We start from the raw sequence: 15,673 nt of genomic DNA, 5'->3' as shown, positions 1-15,673 counted from the left end.
CCCGCCATGCCCGCACCTCTTCCGGCTCCCACCTTCGATGCCGGTGCCGCGTACCCCGAGGTCAACGACCTGCGTAAGGCGCTCGACGCCGCCGACTGGCCCGCCGTGCGGGCGCTGTTCGTCGACCGCGACCAGGACAGCCGTACGCTGCTCGTCGGGGAAGGCGGCAGCCACGCCAAGACCGACATGTTCCTGCGCCGGGTGTACGACGAGGACCCCACCGACGCCCTCGCCGGCGTACTGCTCGGCACCCACCTCATCCGTGCGGAATGGCAGATCCGCAGCGGCGCCCGAGCCCAGGACGTCAGCCGGTCGCAGTTCGACCAGTTCCATGACCACCTGCGCCGCGCCGAACAGGTGCTCATCGACGTCACCGCCCGACACCCCGACGACGCGGCCGCGTGGACCCAACGCATCACCCTCGCCCGGGGCCTCGAACTCGGCCAGAACGAGGCGCGCCGCCGCTACGACCGGCTCGCCCACCACCACCCCCACCACATGCCCGCACAGGCGAGTCTGCTCCAGCAGCTCTGCCCGAAGTGGAGCGGCGACTGGGACCGGATGTTCGCGTTCGCCCGCGAGTGCGCCCAGGCCGCACCCGACGGGGCGCCCAACGCCGCGCTGATCGCCGACGCGCACCTGGAACGCTGGCTCGACTTCGACAGCGCGCGGGAGCAGACGGCATACCTGCGAAGCACGCCAGTGGTGGACGAGATCATGCAGGCCGCCCAGAAATCCGTGCTGCACCCGGACTTCGCCGATCGGTCGGACTGGGTCTGGGCCCGCTCGATGTTCGCGCTGATGTTCAGCCTGACCGAGCAATGGTCCGCCGCCGCGAGCCAGTTCACCGCCCTCGGCAACCTGGGCAGTGAGTTCCCCTGGATCTACGTCGACGGGGCCGAAGGATTCACGAAGTACCGCGCCAAGGCGTACGCGAAGGGTGGCCAGTCGTGATCCAGCACCTGGACGTGGACGGGGTGCCCACGCTGCTCGCCCCCACCGGCGGGCCGATGCACGCCGGGTTGACCTTCCGGGTCGGCACCGCAGACGAGACGCTCGCCCGGGCCGGCATCACCCACCTCATCGAGCACCTCGCGCTCGCGCCGCTCGGCCTGGCCGACTACCACATCAACGGCATGACCGCCCCCGCGTACACAATGTTCCACACCCAGGGCTCCGAAGCCGACATCGCGGCGTTCCTCACCGCGGTCTGCGCACACCTTCAGGACCTGCCGCTGGCGAGGCTGGAGGTCGAGAAGGAGATCCTGCGCACCGAGTGGAGCAGCCGGGGCGCCGCCGCGATAGACGACATCCCGCTGTGGCGACACGGTGCCCGGGACTTCGGGTTGACCAGCTACCCGGAGTGGGGCCTCGGCGCGCTCACCGCCGACGACCTGCGCGAGTGGGCGGCCCGGTGGTTCACCCGGGAGAACGCGGTGCTCTGGATCGCCGGCGGACGGGTGCCCGCCGGACTTCGACTCGCGCTGCCCGCCGGGGTCCGTCAGCCCGTACCGGTGGCCTCGTCGGCACTGCCGCAGACCCCGGCGTACTTCGTCAGCGGCTCCCGGGCCGTGGTGCTCGACTCCGTGGTGCGCCGCAGCACCGCCGCCAACATCTTCTCCGGGGTGCTGGAGCGCGAGCTGTACCGATCGCTGCGCCAGGACGCCGGCCTGTCCTACACCACCACCACTGGGTACGAGCCGCGCGGCGACGGGTACGCGTCGCTGCGGGCCCTCGCCGACGCGCTGGCGGAGAAGCAGGACGCCGTGCTCGGCGGCTTCATCGACGTCCTCGCCAAGATGCGGGTCGGGCGGATCGAGCAGGCGGACCTCGACGCCACAGTCGCCAAGCGGGAGGACTTTCTCGGCATCGCGGAGGTGGACGCCGCACGGCTGCCGTCGTACGCCCTCAACGTGCTGACCGGGCAGCCGAACTCCACAATCGACGAGCACCGGGCCGAACTGAAGGCCGTCAACCTCACCGACCTGCACGAGGTGGCGGGGGAGATGATGGCGTCGGCGCTGCTGATGGTGCCCGGCGGCCACCGCGCCGACTGGGCCGGCTTCGTCGCCGCGCCCACCCACTCCGCCGACACCGTCGACGGCACCACGTACCGGGCGAAGCAGGGCGCCGGCGGCCTCCGCGTCGGCACGGACGGGGTGACCTACCTGAACCCGAGCGGGCCGCTCACCGTTCGCTACGACAGCTGCTCGGCAATGCTCGCCTGGCCGGACGGCGCCCGACAGCTGATCGGCGCGGACGCCATCGTGCTGCACATCGAGCCGACAATGCTCGAACTGCCCCCGGGCACGATCCAGGCCATCGACGCCGCGGTGCCGTCCGACCGGCACGTCACCATGCCGGCCCGCACGCCGGAGCAGATCCCCCAACCGAAGCCGATCGCTCACCAGGAAGAGCCCGCCGGACGTTCCTGGTGGGAGATTCCGGTGATGGTGCTCAGCAGCCTGGGCACCCTGCTGATGGGCGGCTTCTGCCTGCTGCTGACCATCGGCATGTTCGCCGCAGACAGCAGTCCGGACGACAATTGGTTCTGGGGCGTCATCGCAGTTGGTTGGCTGCTCACTGTTATCCTCGCGTTGCCCATCGTGCTGCTCAACCGACGGCGGCGGTGATGAGGTGGGGCCGGATCACTGCTGGCCTGTGATCCACCGGGCGGGATAAGATCCGGCGCGGTGTCAGGGGCGGTAGCTCAGCCGGTTAGAGCAGGGGACTCATAATCCCTCGGTCGCGGGTTCGAGTCCCGCCCGCCCCACCGACCGCACCATTGTGCGAACCGGTGGTACTCCTGAAGTGCCCTCGTCCGTTTCGGGCGGGGGCATTGTCGTGTCGGTGGGGATCTTGAACACGGGTACGACTCCCTGGTCGGTGAGTTGGACTTCGGCGATGAGCGTTTCGATGGCGGCTTTGCGTTCGGTGGCGGTGCCGCTGGTCATGATGGCGCTGAGGTGGTCGCGGATGCGGGCGACGGTGCCGGGCGGCGGGGGCTCGGGCTGGGCGGTCAGGCCGGCGTCGAGTTCGGTGTGCCGGGCCTGGAGTTGGGCCAGTCGCTGGCGGAGTTCGCGGATGCGTGGTCCGGCGGTGGCGTCATCCATGGTGCCGTTCTCGAACGCCGCGTGATACCGGTCGATCGCGTTCTCTGTGCTGGTGATCTGGTGGGCGATGGCGGTGAGTTCGGCTCGCCGGTCGTCGCTGGTGGTGTCGTGTTGGGCGTGGGCGCGGTCGATCATGGCGGCGAGGACGGGTTCGGCGGTGGTGTAGAAGTCGTGCAGGGCCTGCAGGATCATGTGGTCGAGGTCGTCGGCGGGGAGTCGGGGTGCGGTGCAGGTGGCGTGTTTGCCGTAGCGGGTGCGGGTGAAGCAGGTGTAGTAGCGGTAGCGGCGGGTCCGGCCTTTGGCGGATGTGCCGATGTAGCGCTGTCCGCACTGCGGACATGTCAACAGGCCGGTGAGGTAGTAGTCCGAGTCGGACATGGCCCGCTGGGTTTGGACGTCGCCTCGGGCGTTGGCGATGTCCTGGGCGCGTCGGAAGGTGTCCCGGTCGATGAGTGCGTCGTGGGCGTCGGGGACGAGGATGTCGCGGTAGGCGATGTCCCCGAGGTAGGCGGGGTTGTCCAGGATCCGGTTGATGGTGTGTCCGGACCATTGTTTGCCGGTGCGGTTGGGGACGCCGCGGGCGTTCAACTCGGTGGCGATGGCGCGGGTGCCGAGACGGTCGCGCGTGTAGAGGTAAAAGATGTCACGCAGGATGGGTGCCTCGTCGGGGTGGGGCACCAGGCGTTGGGTGTCGCGGTCGACGAGGTAGCCGTAGGGGCGGTTGCCGCCGGCCCATTGGCCTTTGCTGGCTTTCGCGGTCATACCACTCTTCACTCGGTCGATGATCATGTTGCGTTCGAATTCAGCGAACACGGCGAGGAATTGCAGCATCATGCGACCGATCGCACCGCCGGTGTCGACGGGTTCGGTGGCGGAGGCGAATCGCACGTTGGCGGCGTCGAGGGTGGCGGCGAGATCGATGAAATGAGCGAGGCTTCGACTGAATCGGTCTACTCGGTAAACGAGTAGGACGTCATACATGCCGGCTTTCGCCGCGTCGAGTGCCTTTTTCAAGCCGGGGCGGTCGGTGGTGGCGCCGGAGGCGTCATCTTCGAATTCGCAGACGATGACCCAGTCGGGGTGGCTCTCGACGTACTTACGCAGGGCGGTGCGTTGGGCGAGCAGGCTGAAGGGCTGGTGCTCGTCGTCGGTGGAGCGCCGGATGTAGATGCACACCCGGCACGGGCCGGTCGACGTGTCGGGCTGGGTGCTCGTGGGGGCGCGTCGGCCGCGTCGCTTCGGTGCGCTGGTGGGGGTGGGCTTGCCTGACATGAGGGTGGTTCCTCCGTGCGGGGTTGGGGTGGCTCGGCCGACGGGCGGCCCACGCGCGGGTGGGCCGCCCGGTGTCGGGCGAGGGTTTCAGGCGGCGAGGTCGGGGTGTTCGCGCCAGAACTGGTTGAGTAGGACGGCGAGGGCTTCGGCGGCGTTCTCGAGGTCTTCGGCGGTCATGGGAATGGTGTCGACGCGTGCGATACGCATCGGAATCGTCGTTTCCTTTCCGCCGGTCGAGGTGGTTCTCGCACCGCCGTTATTGGTGGCGGTACCGGAATGCGGGTCGTCAGGATAGCTCCGGACGGCATTTTCGTCGTCATGGGGCGCGGTGGCCACGGTCCTCCGAAAAGCGTGTGTCGCTGCTGGGGTCGGAGTCCTTCGTTCATGCGGTTTCCTTTCCTGCGCGAATGCGCGCGATGATCCGATTGATGTGGAAGAGCCCGCTGCGGCGGTCACGGCTGCCTGGCGTGAGGGGCGCGGACGATAGCTCGCAGCGCTGTCACCGGCAGACGATTCGGACTGTCAGCGACTCACGACAACTCACGCAGGGGTCGGAGAGCGGCTGACAGTTTCGAAGGCTTGCTGTCGTGGCGAGAGCAGAGGTACCGTCCGCCCTTCCTCGACGGGAGAACGGCGCGGACAGTTACCGCTCGCACGCGCGCCGCGGGGCCGCCTGGTCAACGGCGGGATGGCCCTTGTCGCCGCCTGTGTGGGCGCGTGTCCGGTCACCGGGGATGGGTCCGCCGCTGTGGGTCAGCCGGCCTGTTCGCTGCGGCTGCCTCCGACAGGGAGGTTGGCCAAACGCATCGACGCCCCGTGGTAGCGGTGCAGCCACCACATCGCCTCGGCCGGGGTGACGCCGGTGACCTCGGCGTGCACGGCGGTAGCCACCGGGTAGATGGTCCCGGCGGCGGCGAGTTCCTGATGCAGGTGCCGCTCCCGCTCCGGGGAGTGCAGCCAGAACAAGACCGGCCAGATCCGGCCGGTGGCGTGCGCGAGTTCCCGGTAGCCGTCGATCTTGTCGACCAGTCGGGAAAGCGGCCGTTCGGTGCCGAGGTCGTACTCCAGGAAGAACGGCACCCTGCGGTCGCCTTCGACCCAGATGCCGTGCCCATCCGGCCGCGACCTCGGCGTATAAGCGCGGGCCGCGACATCGTCGTCGGGCTCGGCGAAGGCCCCCGTCTGCTGGCAACGTCCAGCCGGCCACCAGCGCGTTAACTCGCTGCCGGGATGGGTGCGGGCGTGACCGGCCAGGGCGGTGAAGAAGCCGTTGACCCCGAGCAGATGCGGCAGGTTTGCCCGCCTCGTCAGGTGCCAACGCTTCCGCCGGGCCTGGTCCCTGCGCGGCAGGTCGTCGCCGCGCTGCGCGGCGACGACCTCGACGCCGAGTTGCGCCAGCACGTAGTGGTAGGGGTAGGAGCCGCCGTCGGGCTTCTGCGGCCGGAACCGGTCCACTACCCCCAACTTCTGCATCAGGGCCCGCAGGCGTTCCTGGGCGTAATCGACCGAGGGGAACAGGGCATCGGCGATCTGGAAGGAGGTGAGAACACCGTGATCGGCCAGCCAGCCGAGCAGGACCAGGTCGCGGCCGGTGAGCTGGGACTGCACACGAAGCAGCTGATCAGGCATGCGCCATCACCATCCCAGGGGGGAGAGACCCAGTCGGAGGGTCTGTCGCATCACGACAGATGGCGCTGACAGCGGCTTTGACCTGGGCTGTGAGCCGAACCAGAGGGTCCGTTCGGGGGTCCTGTTGAAGCGGGACGCCAAGTGGGAGAGTCGGCCGGACCCGCAACGGGAGGTCAAGGCCGAATCCGTCAGGTTCGGGGTTCGCGAAAGCGAGGGCTCTTGCGTTTCGCGCGGAAGAGGCGTGATGCGTGGTCAAGGTGTACTCCATGATCGAGATGAGGGTGGGTGGAAGCGGAGCCGTAGACTTCGCGGCCGTGGTGGTGGCATAAGGGCATGCCGGTAATGAGTCGGGTGATGTCAGGTGAGGCCACAAGGAGTCACAACCAACGTCTACTGAACACAGCAGGACGGACACGGCCGGCAGGAGCACGGGCTTACACGATCGGCGGCGACCTGGAATCATGTTCCGATGCCGTTCGGATCGATCCGTGGTGACTTGACTAACGAGAAGGTTGACGCTCTACCACCAGTAGTGCGTGCATGCCTGAGGGCTCGTGGAGCGCTGGGCGACGCAATAGATCTCGTACTGATTCACAATGAACGTCCGGGCGGTGGTGATCAGCCGCGGGGGGTGCTGAACCCGCTGGTGGTGATGCTGGCTGTATCGACATGGGAGCGGCTGGTGTACGAGGTCGGCACCGCCGTCAGCTTCCCCGTGAGCGAGCGGGAGACTGTCGGCCGGCTGGGCTGGCGGAACAAGCAGTCGAAGGCCGCACGAATCTTGGCTCAGGCAACGGCGCAGTGTCCTGCCCCGCTCCAACTTCCCGGCGCGTTGATCCTCAACTTCTTCGACAGCGCTGCTGGGAAGCGGCTCGGATCCCCTGTTGAGCTGAGCGCCGTCGAGAATTACGACGACATATCGAAGCGCTTGGACGACTTCATCGAGCTACGCAACGGCGTGGCGCACCGGGTCTTACCAGACAAGATGGCAGCGGCGTCCTACGAAGGCATGGGCAGCGACGCGGGTCCCGGTCGGCGGAGCGGCGAGGCGCGATGGTCGGGCCGGACGTTGAACACAAGCATCGCCCGGAGCGTCCTCGCCACCTACGTCCAATTAGTCGATCAGACGATCGCCTGCCTTCTCACGTCCGAAAGCATCGAGGGGCGCGAGGCCGATCCGTACCGCCTTCCAGCGTGGTGGTTTACGGATGACCATGAGCAGGACGGCATCAGGTCCGCTCAGCCGGGCTGCCTGTGGGGCGGGGCGAAGCTCCCGCGACGGCCCCAGAAGATGGCGACCTGATGGCCGTCGATGCTGAACTTTTCAGGCGGAGCCGACAATGGCAGCGGGAGCATGAGGGCTACCCGCGATCTTGGTCAGTGCGACGGACGACCGACTTGGTGGCGCAAGTGCCGCGCCTACTGCCACCCGGATCGCCCTGCTACGACCTCGGGATGCCGTTCTTTGCGCCCGCCAAGAAACTCGCCCATGCGGCGCGCTCGAAGACGAGTACCGGACCCGAGGGGTCCTTGCTGTCACGCAGCGCGACAGTGGTGTCGAAGTCGGCGACCTCGACGCACTGACCGTTCCCACTCGATCGGCTGCTCTTTCTCCACTGGGCGCGGGACGCGTCAGCTTGGTTCATCCCGTACCTCCTTGTTGATCGATCACGGCGGCTTGGGCCTTGATCAGTTTGATCGAGTTGGTGGGGTCCAGCGCGGTGGCGCGGAGGTGTTCGAACGTGGTGGCGTAGCGGCGTACGTCTGCCTCGCGCTCCAGGAACAGATCGCCGGCCATGCTGTCGACGTAGACCAAGGCCGGGTCGGCCGGGTCGGGGAAGTCCATGACGACGAACGAGCCCGGCATGCCGGCGTGGGCGCCGGCCGTGAATGGGATGACTTGGAGAGTCACGTGCGGCTGGTCGGCTGCTTCCGCCAGGGCTTCCAGTTGCGCGGCCATGACCTCAGCGCCGCCGGTCTGCCGGTGCAGGACGGCCTCGTCGAGAATTGCCCAGACACGCAGCGGCTCCGTCTTGCGAAGTGAAACCTGTCGCTGTATCCGCGCGTCTACTCGGGCCTGAACGTCAGTGTCCGTGGCTAACGGTAGGACGCCGCGGATCACCGCCCGAGCGTAGTTCTCGGTCTGGAGGAGGCCGGGGACGAAGAGGGACTCGTAGTTGCGGACCGATCGGGCCTCGGCCTCGAAGCTGATGTACGTGGTGTACAGCTCGGGAAGCTCGGACTCGTACGCCTGGAGCCATCCCAGCTGTGCGGCCTGACTCGATAGGGCGATGAGTTCGCTGCGCTTGTCTTCGTCGGTGACGCCGTACTTGTCGAGCATCGCCATCAGGGTGCGCCGCTGTGGGCGGACCTTGGCCGTCTCGATCCGATAGAGCGTGGCGGGGTTGATGCCGGTCTGCTCGCTGACCTCGTCGCGGGTGAGGCCGGCCGCGGTGCGCAGTCCACGCAGCTCCGCAGCGAGCCGCCGGAGGCGCACGGTGGGTGGCTGCCGTCGAGCTGACAACTCCATGTCCCTTCGCTCCTGTCGTAGTCAGAGTGTGCCCGCCATGCGGATGCAACCTCTAGGCAGGCCAGGCAAGTGACTTACTTGCGAATGCAATCCTTGCATTCTCACTAGTGCATAGGCACTATGGGCTTGAGCATGTCAGGCCGGTGCGGCCCGAAAGCCGCGCGGTGCGGCGGTGGGCTCGCGCTCCCGGGGCCCGCCGCTCGTCCGGTCTCGGACGCCTCTTGACGGACGCAGCCCGTCACCCGAAGCGGGCTGCGTCCCTTGAGGGGCCGAGTCAGGGAGGCAACGCAGTGGTCCCATCCCTCGCCCTGGTGGCGGTTGCGGTACTCGGCTTCGCCGCTGGGCTGTTCCTGTTCAAGATCAAATCCCGGTGGTGCCGACGGTGCGGTTCGGTGCTGAACTGCCCCGCCTGCGGAAGCCGCAGATCCCGGCCACATCCGGGCCAAACGGGTTGGATGGGCGGGCTGTGATCCCGACACCCCTCATACCCGAGGTGACGGTCGCGCCCGGCGACGCTGTGCACCTACGTGAGCAGGACTATCAGCACAGCTGCGGTCCGCTCTGGCTGCGAATCATCCACGTCCGCCTTGACCTAAGCACCTGGTACGACGGCCAGTGGGTGTGGCTCGAAGGCATCGAGATCAACGCGCACAGCCAGGCAGGATGCTTCCGGCAAGTGCTCGCCCGCGTGGCTGCCCTCCCGCGACCGGAGGCATGAGATGGCCGCCACCATCTACCTGTCGGAGGCGGCCATCGATCAGCTCACCGCCGCCCAGCGAACGCTCGCCGAGCACGTCACCTCCAGCGCCACCGGCTACTGCCTGCGCTGCCGTCTGGTTGGCCCCTGCCCCACGAACGAGCAGGCCGCCGCCACCTTCACGCGTTACGGCCGCCTACCCCGCAGAACGCCCGGCGCCACCCGCCCACAACTCATCAACGCCCGCCGACTCACCGCCAGCCCTGATTCCGCGGCCGGCCTCACCCGGAGGTATCAACCGTGACCCTGCCCAACATCGCCGCCGCGCTGCGGGACCTGCACGTCTCCATCGGCCAGCAGCAGGACCTTGCCAAGGTCGTCATCCAGGATGCCGAGAACGCCCGAGCCGAGTTCCGCGCTCTCACCGCCGGGGCCACCAACCCACTGGTCAACCGGGCACTGGGCAACTACGCCCAAGGAATCGTCAAGCTCCGCGACGGCTCATGGCTGCTCGCCGAAGCAGGCGGCATCCTCGCCGAGTACGCGCGAGCAATCGGCATCGACCTCCCTCAGCAGCCCGCCAAGGAAAAGCGGAAGGTCGAGCCGACTCACGACGAGCAAAGCGAAACCATTTTCGACCATCCCGACGGCCAGCCACCTTCGCAATCCGATGAGTCGGCACCACACGATCCGCAGGCCCACTGACCGTTCGGGCTCGACGACATCTTTAAAGCGGCGGGCGGCTGGCGGCGCTCAGCCACCAGCCGTCGCCACCGCCACCAAGTGCTTACCGACGAGGTCCTGAGCCTGCTTGACCTCGTCTACACCCTCCTCAAGGCGAACAGGCGCCTGCCGGCACGCACGGACCGCGCTGTTCAGCAGGTTGTTCCCGCCGCCCCGGCTGACCTTCTGGAAGTGGGCCTGAGCATTGTTCACCGAGTCGACAACCTCCGCGATGCCCCGACCCACCTGATCGAGCGTCTGCAGCACCATGCTCAACTCCGCCATCACCGAACCGATCGGACCACCACCCCGCCCAGCGGTGATCCGATCCAGCCCGGCGTTCATGGCACGGCCGACCAACCCACCGACCTTCATGCCGGCGTACGCCGCACCCACCGCGACCAAGGGCGAGGGCTGGTGGCCAGCGGCATCGACTGCCGCAGTGGCCGCCACCGCGATCCCAGCGCCAGCCACCTTCCCGACCTTCTCGCTGACCTTGGTGATGCCTTCCCGCGCTGATTCCACCGCTGTATCCACCAGCGCGCGTCCGGCTGACCGTCCTACGTTGCCGAGGCGGGAACCGGAGGTTCCGGCCCGGTTAGTCTGCCGACGCCATCCCATCGCTAGGAAGTCTTGTCGAGAACTGCGCAGCCCGCAGAAACGAGTAGCGGCACGTTGCCGGCGATCGCCTTTGCGGCTTCGTCCGCGGTCAAGGCGTCAAGCTCTTCGCCGTCGGCTCTGCCCTGCTCGGCGTCCTCAGCAAGGCCAGAGCAGGCGGCCCAGAGCGACTCTTCGATGTTGGAGAACGCCCAGATCCCGTAGACCGTCGCGCTTACCTTCAACAGAGGCTGCCCGTTGTGGCCGATGCGCTCCCAAGCAGGCTCGTCCGGCGTGTTGCCCATGCCTTCGGCGGTGGGAAACAGCTTGAGCTGCCTAAACGCTCTCTCGAGCGAGTCGTCCGGGTCGAACTCGATGAGCAATCCCCGCTCCAGGAGTCCTTCGATGATGTGCTCCGGCTTTGCGGGACCGTCGCCAGACGCATCGATATCGTCGCGCAGCGTTCCTCGGTTGATCTCAAGCCGGGAGTGACGCTCAGGGTCAAGGAAAGCTCGTCCCCACACCTTGAACTCGTCGATGGTCAGCTGTGCGAACTCCTGGCCAAGCCTGACCCGGTAGAACTCCGGCTCAGAGTCAGGCGGAGTGGCGTACCGGTACGAGGGGCCAAGGTTGAGGCCGACAGGAACAATGACGGTGGGCATCGAGGGAACCTTCCGGGATTCGGTGTCAGAGGACGGCGTTGTACTTGTCGGTCTGGGCGGATGCGGCCTGGATCAGGCCGGCGCCTTCGCCGAACTTCTGCTTGGCGGCGCTGAGCTTGCCTATGGCACCCATGACGGCGGGTTGCTGGGTGCCGGCGGCGAGGGCCTGGAGCACGGCGATGGCCTTGTCGACCTGGGCGTTGACGCCGGCGAGCTGGGCGAGTGCCTTTTCGGCCTCGGACTTGCCGTGAGCCAGGCCCGCCTTGATGTCTCCGATGGTGGCCACTGGATGTTCCTCCCCTGATTCGTGGTGTCCAACGCACCGCCGTTGGTGGCAGATGCGTCTGCGGTTCAGCCTCTGGTCGCGGCGATGAAGATGAACCACAAGATCGGCATGCCGACAAAACAGATCACTCCACCGGCCCGCGCGGACCGGGTGCCACCGCTGCCGATGCGCGGCTGTCCGACGAGGCTGATCGTGAGATAGCCGGCGAAGAAGGCCAGCGCGGGCAGCCCACACAGGGACCAGGGCACGAGCTGCCAAGGGATCCGGTCGAGGTCGGTGTCGGGGCTGACGGCAAACATCAGCAGCGACGCGAAGGTGCCCAGCATCGCCGCAGCGGCATAGACGAGGGCGTTGCGGGCCAGCGGCGTCAGCCCGGGCAACAGCGGTGGCTGAGCCGCCCGCCGGTGGGCGTTCTCCGCGGCGGCGTCAGCCGCGTCAGCGGCTGCTGCGGCCCGGCGCAGGGCCTCGGCGGGGTCAGGTATGGGACCGGGCGCTATACCTCCGATGTGTGGCTCGGGCAGGCGCAGGGAGACGGCGAGTTGTTGAAGGTGTTGTCGCTGAGCCCCCAGCCGGTAGGTGATCTGGTCGACGGCGGCCTGTCCGTTGCGGCTGGTAGCGCCCTGGTGCTCGGAGCGGACGCGTTCGTCGTGCAGCAGGGCGGACAGGCGACGGGAGTGATCGGTGTAGGCAGCCCAGCCGCCGTCGCGGGGCATCGGGGTGACGGGCTGGTCTGTCATTCCATGTCGTCGATCTGGTCGAGGGTGCCGGGGCGCACGTAGGGAACGATGAGGGCGCGGCGGTTGTCGTGCCGATCAATCAGTAGAGCGCGGTTGGGGCGGGACTGCCATTCGGATGCGTAGTCGCCGAGCAGGGCCCCGAAGTCGTTCCCGGGAAGGTTGAGGGCGACGAGGCAGGCGACCTCGTTGCCACCGGTGGGCCCGAGGTCGTCGGTGAACCGGCTCACGGTGCGCCACCAGCCGAGCAGGTGGACACCTTGTGTGGGCCCATTGGCCAACACATCTCGGAGGTCGTCGTGTCCGGAGCGGTAGGTGGTGGGGTCGCTGGCGGCGAGGAGACTACTGGCGATGTCCGCGCCGAAGATCACCAGATAGGTCGTCTGCCCACCACCGGGAGCGGTCGCCTGAGCGAGGTCCGCCAGTCGCGCTCGGAGCTGGGCTGCGCTGACGGTTTCGTATGAGTGGCCGGCTGCGGTGATCGCGCCGACAGTGGCGTCGGCGGCCTCGTCGGCTGCGGCAACCAACGGCGCGACGAGGAACCTGGCGGTGCCGGGGGCGTGCTGGCGGGCCAAGCTGACGGTGGCCGCGAAGAGGACGTCGGCCCCGACCGACGAGGTGCCGAGCACCGCTACGTGGCTGCCCGGGGTCGCGTCCAGGGTGAACCCGGCAGTGGGCAGGCCGACATCCACGGCTCGGCCGACCAGGGCTCGCCGTCGGCGCACGTCCGGCGTCAGGCGGACGAAGGTGGGGTCCTGGTCGGGGTGCTGCTCGGCGTAGCCGGCGAACACTGCTGGCGGGGCGTCGCCCGGTGGCCGAGCGTCCCACAGCAGGTGCCGCTGCGCGCTCACCGACTCTGCGTCGGCGTTGGGGAAGCGGATGACCCGGTTCGCCCCCGCTATCCCGGCCGCTGAGTTGATGACTGCGCCACCGATGGGCAGGTTGTCCGCGCCGTCGTTGAGCTGGTCGAGGATGCCGCCGCCGCCGGCGAGGGCGACCCGCAGCGGGAATTGGCCGAAGATCGACTCGGTCTTGGTGAACAGCGCCTCCACCCCGGAGATGGTCTGCGAGGCCAGGATCAGGTGGATGCCGTACGAGCGCCCCTTACGCGCCAGCTCTTCTAGCAGGGCCACAGCCTGCCGGGCGACTGCGTCGTTGCCCTCGAACAGCACGTGGAACTCGTCGATCACCGCCAGCAGCCGCGGCATCGCCACGTCCGGCCGGCCGATGCGTAGGTCGGCGAGTTTGGTCACCCCGGCCCGCTTCAGCTCGGTTGCCCGCCGGGTCATCTCGCGCGACAGCGTCCGCAGCACCGCCAGCCCGTACTCCCGGTCTGACTCGATACCGACGGTGCGGGCGTGCGGAATCCAGGACGGGTCCACCGCCGTCGGGGTGAACTCGGCGAACGACACGCCCTCCTTGAAGTCCAGCAGGTACAGGCCAAGCTCGTCCGGCGAGTAGCGCGACGCCAGGCCGTAGAGCACGTCCAGCAGGAACACCGTCTTGCCCGACCCGGTACGACCACCCACCAACCAGTGCGGTGTCGCGTCATCGAGCGCCAACACGCACTCGTTGCGGCCGTCCCGGCCCACCACGGTCTTTAGCCCGCCGACCGACGACTCCTGCCAAATCTGCGCCGGCATCAGCGCCGCGAAGTCCGTCGACGCCTGCACCCGCGCCGACTTCGCCAACTTGCGGCAGACCGCCTCCACCAGATCGTCTGGAGGCCCAGCGTCCAACCGCATCGGCACCGCCAACCCGGACCCGTCAGAGCTGAACCGGTAAGGCCCCGGCGGGTCGGACACGGCGAACAACCCGCCGCCGACCGCCGTCAGATGCGTGGTGCTCTCCAGGCGGGGTGCCGCGTTGAGCCCCGGATGCTGCGGTGGTGGATAGCCAGCGAGCAGCAAGAACACCCCGGCCGCCGGACCGGCATGGGCGATTGCCGCCAGTCGCGACCATTCCGTACGACCCGCGCCCTCGGGCAGGGCCGCACAGCACACCAGCAGTACCGAGGGGTCCGTCTCGCCGGCTTGGGCGCGCTCGATCCGTTCCTCCGCCTCGGTCAGCACCTGCTGAAGGCCGGGCAGGTCGATTGCGGGCCGCCGCCACGCCTCCGCATCGACCATCGCCCGGAACGGGCCGAACACCGCCCCGAGAGTCGCCCCGTCCACGGCCGCGACGCGAAGCGCGCCATCCGGTAGCGCCGCGAGCACCCGCAGCAGTAAGCCACGCAGCCAGCGCGCCACCGACGGATCACGGGTATCACTGTCAACCGCCAGATGACCGGCGCCCACGAACGGCACCACGACACTGAACGCGCTGCCGACGACGGGCGACGCGTCTCCCAGCCGAACGGGGATCGGGCGTCCCAGTGCGGCGTCGGCGCCGGTTGGGAGGTCGGCAGCGGCATGAGACAGCCGGCAGCCGAGCCAGCCCGGCGTCAACCCCTCAGCGAGCCGCTGCATCCTCGCGGCGAACCGCCGCGCCTCCTCGCGGGCTTGCGTCGAGACGCCATCCTCGCCAGCGCGGTCGCGCAGACGCACTCTGGCGGCCTCTACATGCGACACAGCCTCCCGATGTGCTGTCACCGCCCGACCGAACGCCGACGCCACCGACTCCATGCCAACGTCTCCCCAGGACCGATGGACCGCGATCTCTGGAGCCGACCTTACCCAACTGCGCCACCTGCAGTCAGCCCTGTGTAGCGCAGGGTGCTGATCAAATGCCGAGCCGATGATTTCGGGTCGACTGCAGCGCGTCGAACTCCGGCTAGGCCTATCGGAAGTCAACGACTAGTGCCCGACAGGACCGCCGCCGTCGACTCCACGTCGGTGCGCCCTTGGACACCGACGAAGACCAGCACGGCCCCCTCCGGCCAGCCCGTCCTCGCCGCCCTGCACACCCTCGCCCCCGCCCACCGGCAGGCGGGGCATCACCAACGCGCGTACCACGCCTACCGGCACCTCGCCGACCAACTCACCGTCACCGCCGGCGGGACGCCCACCCCACCCTCGCCACGCAGGCCACCCTCGCCCTCGTCCTGCGCGACCTCGGCCACTGCGGCGCCGCCCGACACCTCCTCGCCGACACCATCACCACGCACCGCCGCGCCCACCCCCACCCCGCCACCGCCCGCATGCTTCAACACCTGCACGAACTGCGGCGGCACTGCGCAGACCGCGGACACAACCACCCCGACATCGAGTTCGATGCCGCGAAAAACCAGCGGCAACACAGTCACGCGGAGGACTGAGACCTTTCGACACCGCAGACGGTCACCTGTCCAGCCGTCGAGCAGGCGGTACGCGTTCGACCGGACCGACAGGCCGACGGGATCTGTACCGTTGCGACAATGAGCCATTTTCATCGTGATCAAGGGCTCCTGAGCAGGCGCTCAGCGGCGTGTCGCTGCTCCAGATAGGACGAA

General features: G+C 68.2%; 16 protein-coding genes and 1 tRNA gene. 6 read left to right on the top strand and 11 right to left on the bottom strand.

Annotation, left to right across the window (positions count from 1 at the left end; all coding sequences use genetic code 11):
* Positions 1 to 6: 6 nt before the first annotated feature.
* The 3 genes from ACPXB1_RS21940 (at position 7) to ACPXB1_RS21930 (ending at position 2,773) form a co-directional block, all read left to right on the top strand.
* Positions 7 to 954: a hypothetical protein gene (locus ACPXB1_RS21940; protein WP_355596126.1), complete on the top strand. Its 948-nt coding sequence runs from the start codon at positions 7 to 9 to the stop codon at positions 952 to 954.
* Positions 951 to 2,633, top strand: coding sequence for a M16 family metallopeptidase (locus ACPXB1_RS21935; protein ID WP_355596128.1), 1,683 nt, complete (start codon positions 951 to 953; stop codon positions 2,631 to 2,633). Before ACPXB1_RS21940 ends, ACPXB1_RS21935 begins: the two co-directional genes overlap by 4 nt.
* 66 nt (positions 2,634 to 2,699) lie before the next feature.
* Positions 2,700 to 2,773, top strand: a tRNA-Ile gene (locus tag ACPXB1_RS21930).
* On the opposite strand, the gene ACPXB1_RS21925 is transcribed toward ACPXB1_RS21930, so the two are convergent.
* The 3 genes from ACPXB1_RS21925 to ACPXB1_RS21915 form a co-directional block, all read right to left on the bottom strand.
* Positions 2,733 to 4,385, bottom strand: a complete 1,653-nt coding sequence (locus ACPXB1_RS21925) for a recombinase family protein (RefSeq protein ID WP_425735760.1) — start codon at positions 4,383 to 4,385, stop codon at positions 2,733 to 2,735. The genes ACPXB1_RS21930 and ACPXB1_RS21925 overlap by 41 nt on opposite strands.
* Before the next feature lie 87 nt (positions 4,386 to 4,472).
* Positions 4,473 to 4,721, bottom strand: coding sequence for a hypothetical protein (locus ACPXB1_RS21920; RefSeq protein WP_425735731.1), 249 nt, complete (start codon positions 4,719 to 4,721; stop codon positions 4,473 to 4,475).
* A gap of 417 nt (positions 4,722 to 5,138) precedes the next feature.
* Positions 5,139 to 6,014 (bottom strand): replication-relaxation family protein, encoded by an 876-nt coding sequence (locus ACPXB1_RS21915; RefSeq protein WP_425735730.1) that lies wholly within the window; start codon positions 6,012 to 6,014, stop codon positions 5,139 to 5,141.
* Positions 6,015 to 6,645: 631 nt separating this feature from the next.
* On the opposite strand from ACPXB1_RS21915, the gene ACPXB1_RS21910 reads away from it, so the two are divergent.
* The gene (locus tag ACPXB1_RS21910; protein ID WP_357410515.1) at positions 6,646 to 7,317 is read left to right on the top strand and encodes a hypothetical protein; all 672 of its coding nucleotides are present in this window, start codon (positions 6,646 to 6,648) and stop codon (positions 7,315 to 7,317) included.
* Between the two features lie 139 nt (positions 7,318 to 7,456).
* On the opposite strand, the gene ACPXB1_RS21905 is transcribed toward ACPXB1_RS21910, so the two are convergent.
* Both ACPXB1_RS21905 and ACPXB1_RS21900 read right to left on the bottom strand, forming a co-directional pair.
* A complete protein-coding gene (locus ACPXB1_RS21905; protein WP_203173654.1) occupies positions 7,457 to 7,660 on the bottom strand; it encodes a DUF397 domain-containing protein in 204 nt (67 codons plus the stop codon).
* Positions 7,657 to 8,544, bottom strand: a complete 888-nt coding sequence (locus ACPXB1_RS21900; RefSeq protein ID WP_357410512.1) for a helix-turn-helix domain-containing protein — start codon at positions 8,542 to 8,544, stop codon at positions 7,657 to 7,659. Before ACPXB1_RS21900 ends, ACPXB1_RS21905 begins: the two co-directional genes overlap by 4 nt.
* Positions 8,545 to 9,263: 719 nt before the next feature.
* On the opposite strand from ACPXB1_RS21900, the gene ACPXB1_RS21895 reads away from it, so the two are divergent.
* The gene (locus tag ACPXB1_RS21895; protein ID WP_357410508.1) at positions 9,264 to 9,545 is read left to right on the top strand and encodes a hypothetical protein; all 282 of its coding nucleotides are present in this window, start codon (positions 9,264 to 9,266) and stop codon (positions 9,543 to 9,545) included.
* Positions 9,542 to 9,946, top strand: coding sequence for a hypothetical protein (locus ACPXB1_RS21890; protein WP_425735729.1), 405 nt, complete (start codon positions 9,542 to 9,544; stop codon positions 9,944 to 9,946). The genes ACPXB1_RS21895 and ACPXB1_RS21890 overlap by 4 nt, the downstream gene beginning before the upstream one ends.
* A gap of 48 nt (positions 9,947 to 9,994) precedes the next feature.
* Here the strand turns inward: ACPXB1_RS21890 and ACPXB1_RS21885 are convergent, their stop codons facing one another.
* From ACPXB1_RS21885 to ACPXB1_RS21860, 6 genes are all read right to left on the bottom strand, one after another.
* The gene (locus tag ACPXB1_RS21885) at positions 9,995 to 10,423 is read right to left on the bottom strand and encodes a hypothetical protein (RefSeq protein WP_357410533.1); all 429 of its coding nucleotides are present in this window, start codon (positions 10,421 to 10,423) and stop codon (positions 9,995 to 9,997) included.
* A 164-nt stretch (positions 10,424 to 10,587) separates the two neighbouring features.
* Positions 10,588 to 11,223 (bottom strand): hypothetical protein, encoded by a 636-nt coding sequence (locus tag ACPXB1_RS21880; protein WP_357410504.1) that lies wholly within the window; start codon positions 11,221 to 11,223, stop codon positions 10,588 to 10,590.
* A 25-nt stretch (positions 11,224 to 11,248) separates the two neighbouring features.
* Positions 11,249 to 11,509 (bottom strand): hypothetical protein, encoded by a 261-nt coding sequence (locus tag ACPXB1_RS21875; protein ID WP_203173648.1) that lies wholly within the window; start codon positions 11,507 to 11,509, stop codon positions 11,249 to 11,251.
* Between the two features lie 65 nt (positions 11,510 to 11,574).
* On the bottom strand, positions 11,575 to 12,246 hold the full coding sequence (locus tag ACPXB1_RS21870; RefSeq protein WP_357410502.1) for a hypothetical protein: 672 nt from the start codon (positions 12,244 to 12,246) through the stop codon (positions 11,575 to 11,577).
* Positions 12,243 to 14,867, bottom strand: a complete 2,625-nt coding sequence (locus ACPXB1_RS21865) for an FtsK/SpoIIIE domain-containing protein (protein ID WP_425735728.1) — start codon at positions 14,865 to 14,867, stop codon at positions 12,243 to 12,245. The genes ACPXB1_RS21870 and ACPXB1_RS21865 overlap by 4 nt, the downstream gene beginning before the upstream one ends.
* A gap of 332 nt (positions 14,868 to 15,199) precedes the next feature.
* On the bottom strand, positions 15,200 to 15,487 hold the full coding sequence (locus tag ACPXB1_RS21860) for a hypothetical protein (protein WP_425735727.1): 288 nt from the start codon (positions 15,485 to 15,487) through the stop codon (positions 15,200 to 15,202).
* Between the last annotated feature and the right edge of the window lie 186 nt (positions 15,488 to 15,673).

This window comes from Micromonospora sp. DT68 (genome assembly GCF_049847245.1).
Lineage (GTDB): Bacteria > Actinomycetota > Actinomycetes > Mycobacteriales > Micromonosporaceae > Micromonospora > Micromonospora profundi.
Note: the sequence above shows the minus strand (reverse complement) of the source record. Positions and strands in the feature narration are given on the sequence as shown.

Coding starts and splice junctions, on each gene's coding strand:
- ACPXB1_RS21865 (WP_425735728.1), bottom strand. CDS start 14,867: ATGGAGTCGGTGGCGTCGGCGTTCGGTCGGGCGGTGACAGCACATCGG.
- ACPXB1_RS21940 (WP_355596126.1), top strand. CDS start 7: ATGCCCGCACCTCTTCCGGCTCCCACCTTCGATGCCGGTGCCGCGTAC.
- ACPXB1_RS21905 (WP_203173654.1), bottom strand. CDS start 7,660: ATGAACCAAGCTGACGCGTCCCGCGCCCAGTGGAGAAAGAGCAGCCGA.
- ACPXB1_RS21880 (WP_357410504.1), bottom strand. CDS start 11,223: ATGCCCACCGTCATTGTTCCTGTCGGCCTCAACCTTGGCCCCTCGTAC.
- ACPXB1_RS21915 (WP_425735730.1), bottom strand. CDS start 6,014: ATGCCTGATCAGCTGCTTCGTGTGCAGTCCCAGCTCACCGGCCGCGAC.
- ACPXB1_RS21895 (WP_357410508.1), top strand. CDS start 9,264: ATGGCCGCCACCATCTACCTGTCGGAGGCGGCCATCGATCAGCTCACC.
- ACPXB1_RS21900 (WP_357410512.1), bottom strand. CDS start 8,544: ATGGAGTTGTCAGCTCGACGGCAGCCACCCACCGTGCGCCTCCGGCGG.
- ACPXB1_RS21870 (WP_357410502.1), bottom strand. CDS start 12,246: ATGACAGACCAGCCCGTCACCCCGATGCCCCGCGACGGCGGCTGGGCT.
- ACPXB1_RS21925 (WP_425735760.1), bottom strand. CDS start 4,385: ATGTCAGGCAAGCCCACCCCCACCAGCGCACCGAAGCGACGCGGCCGA.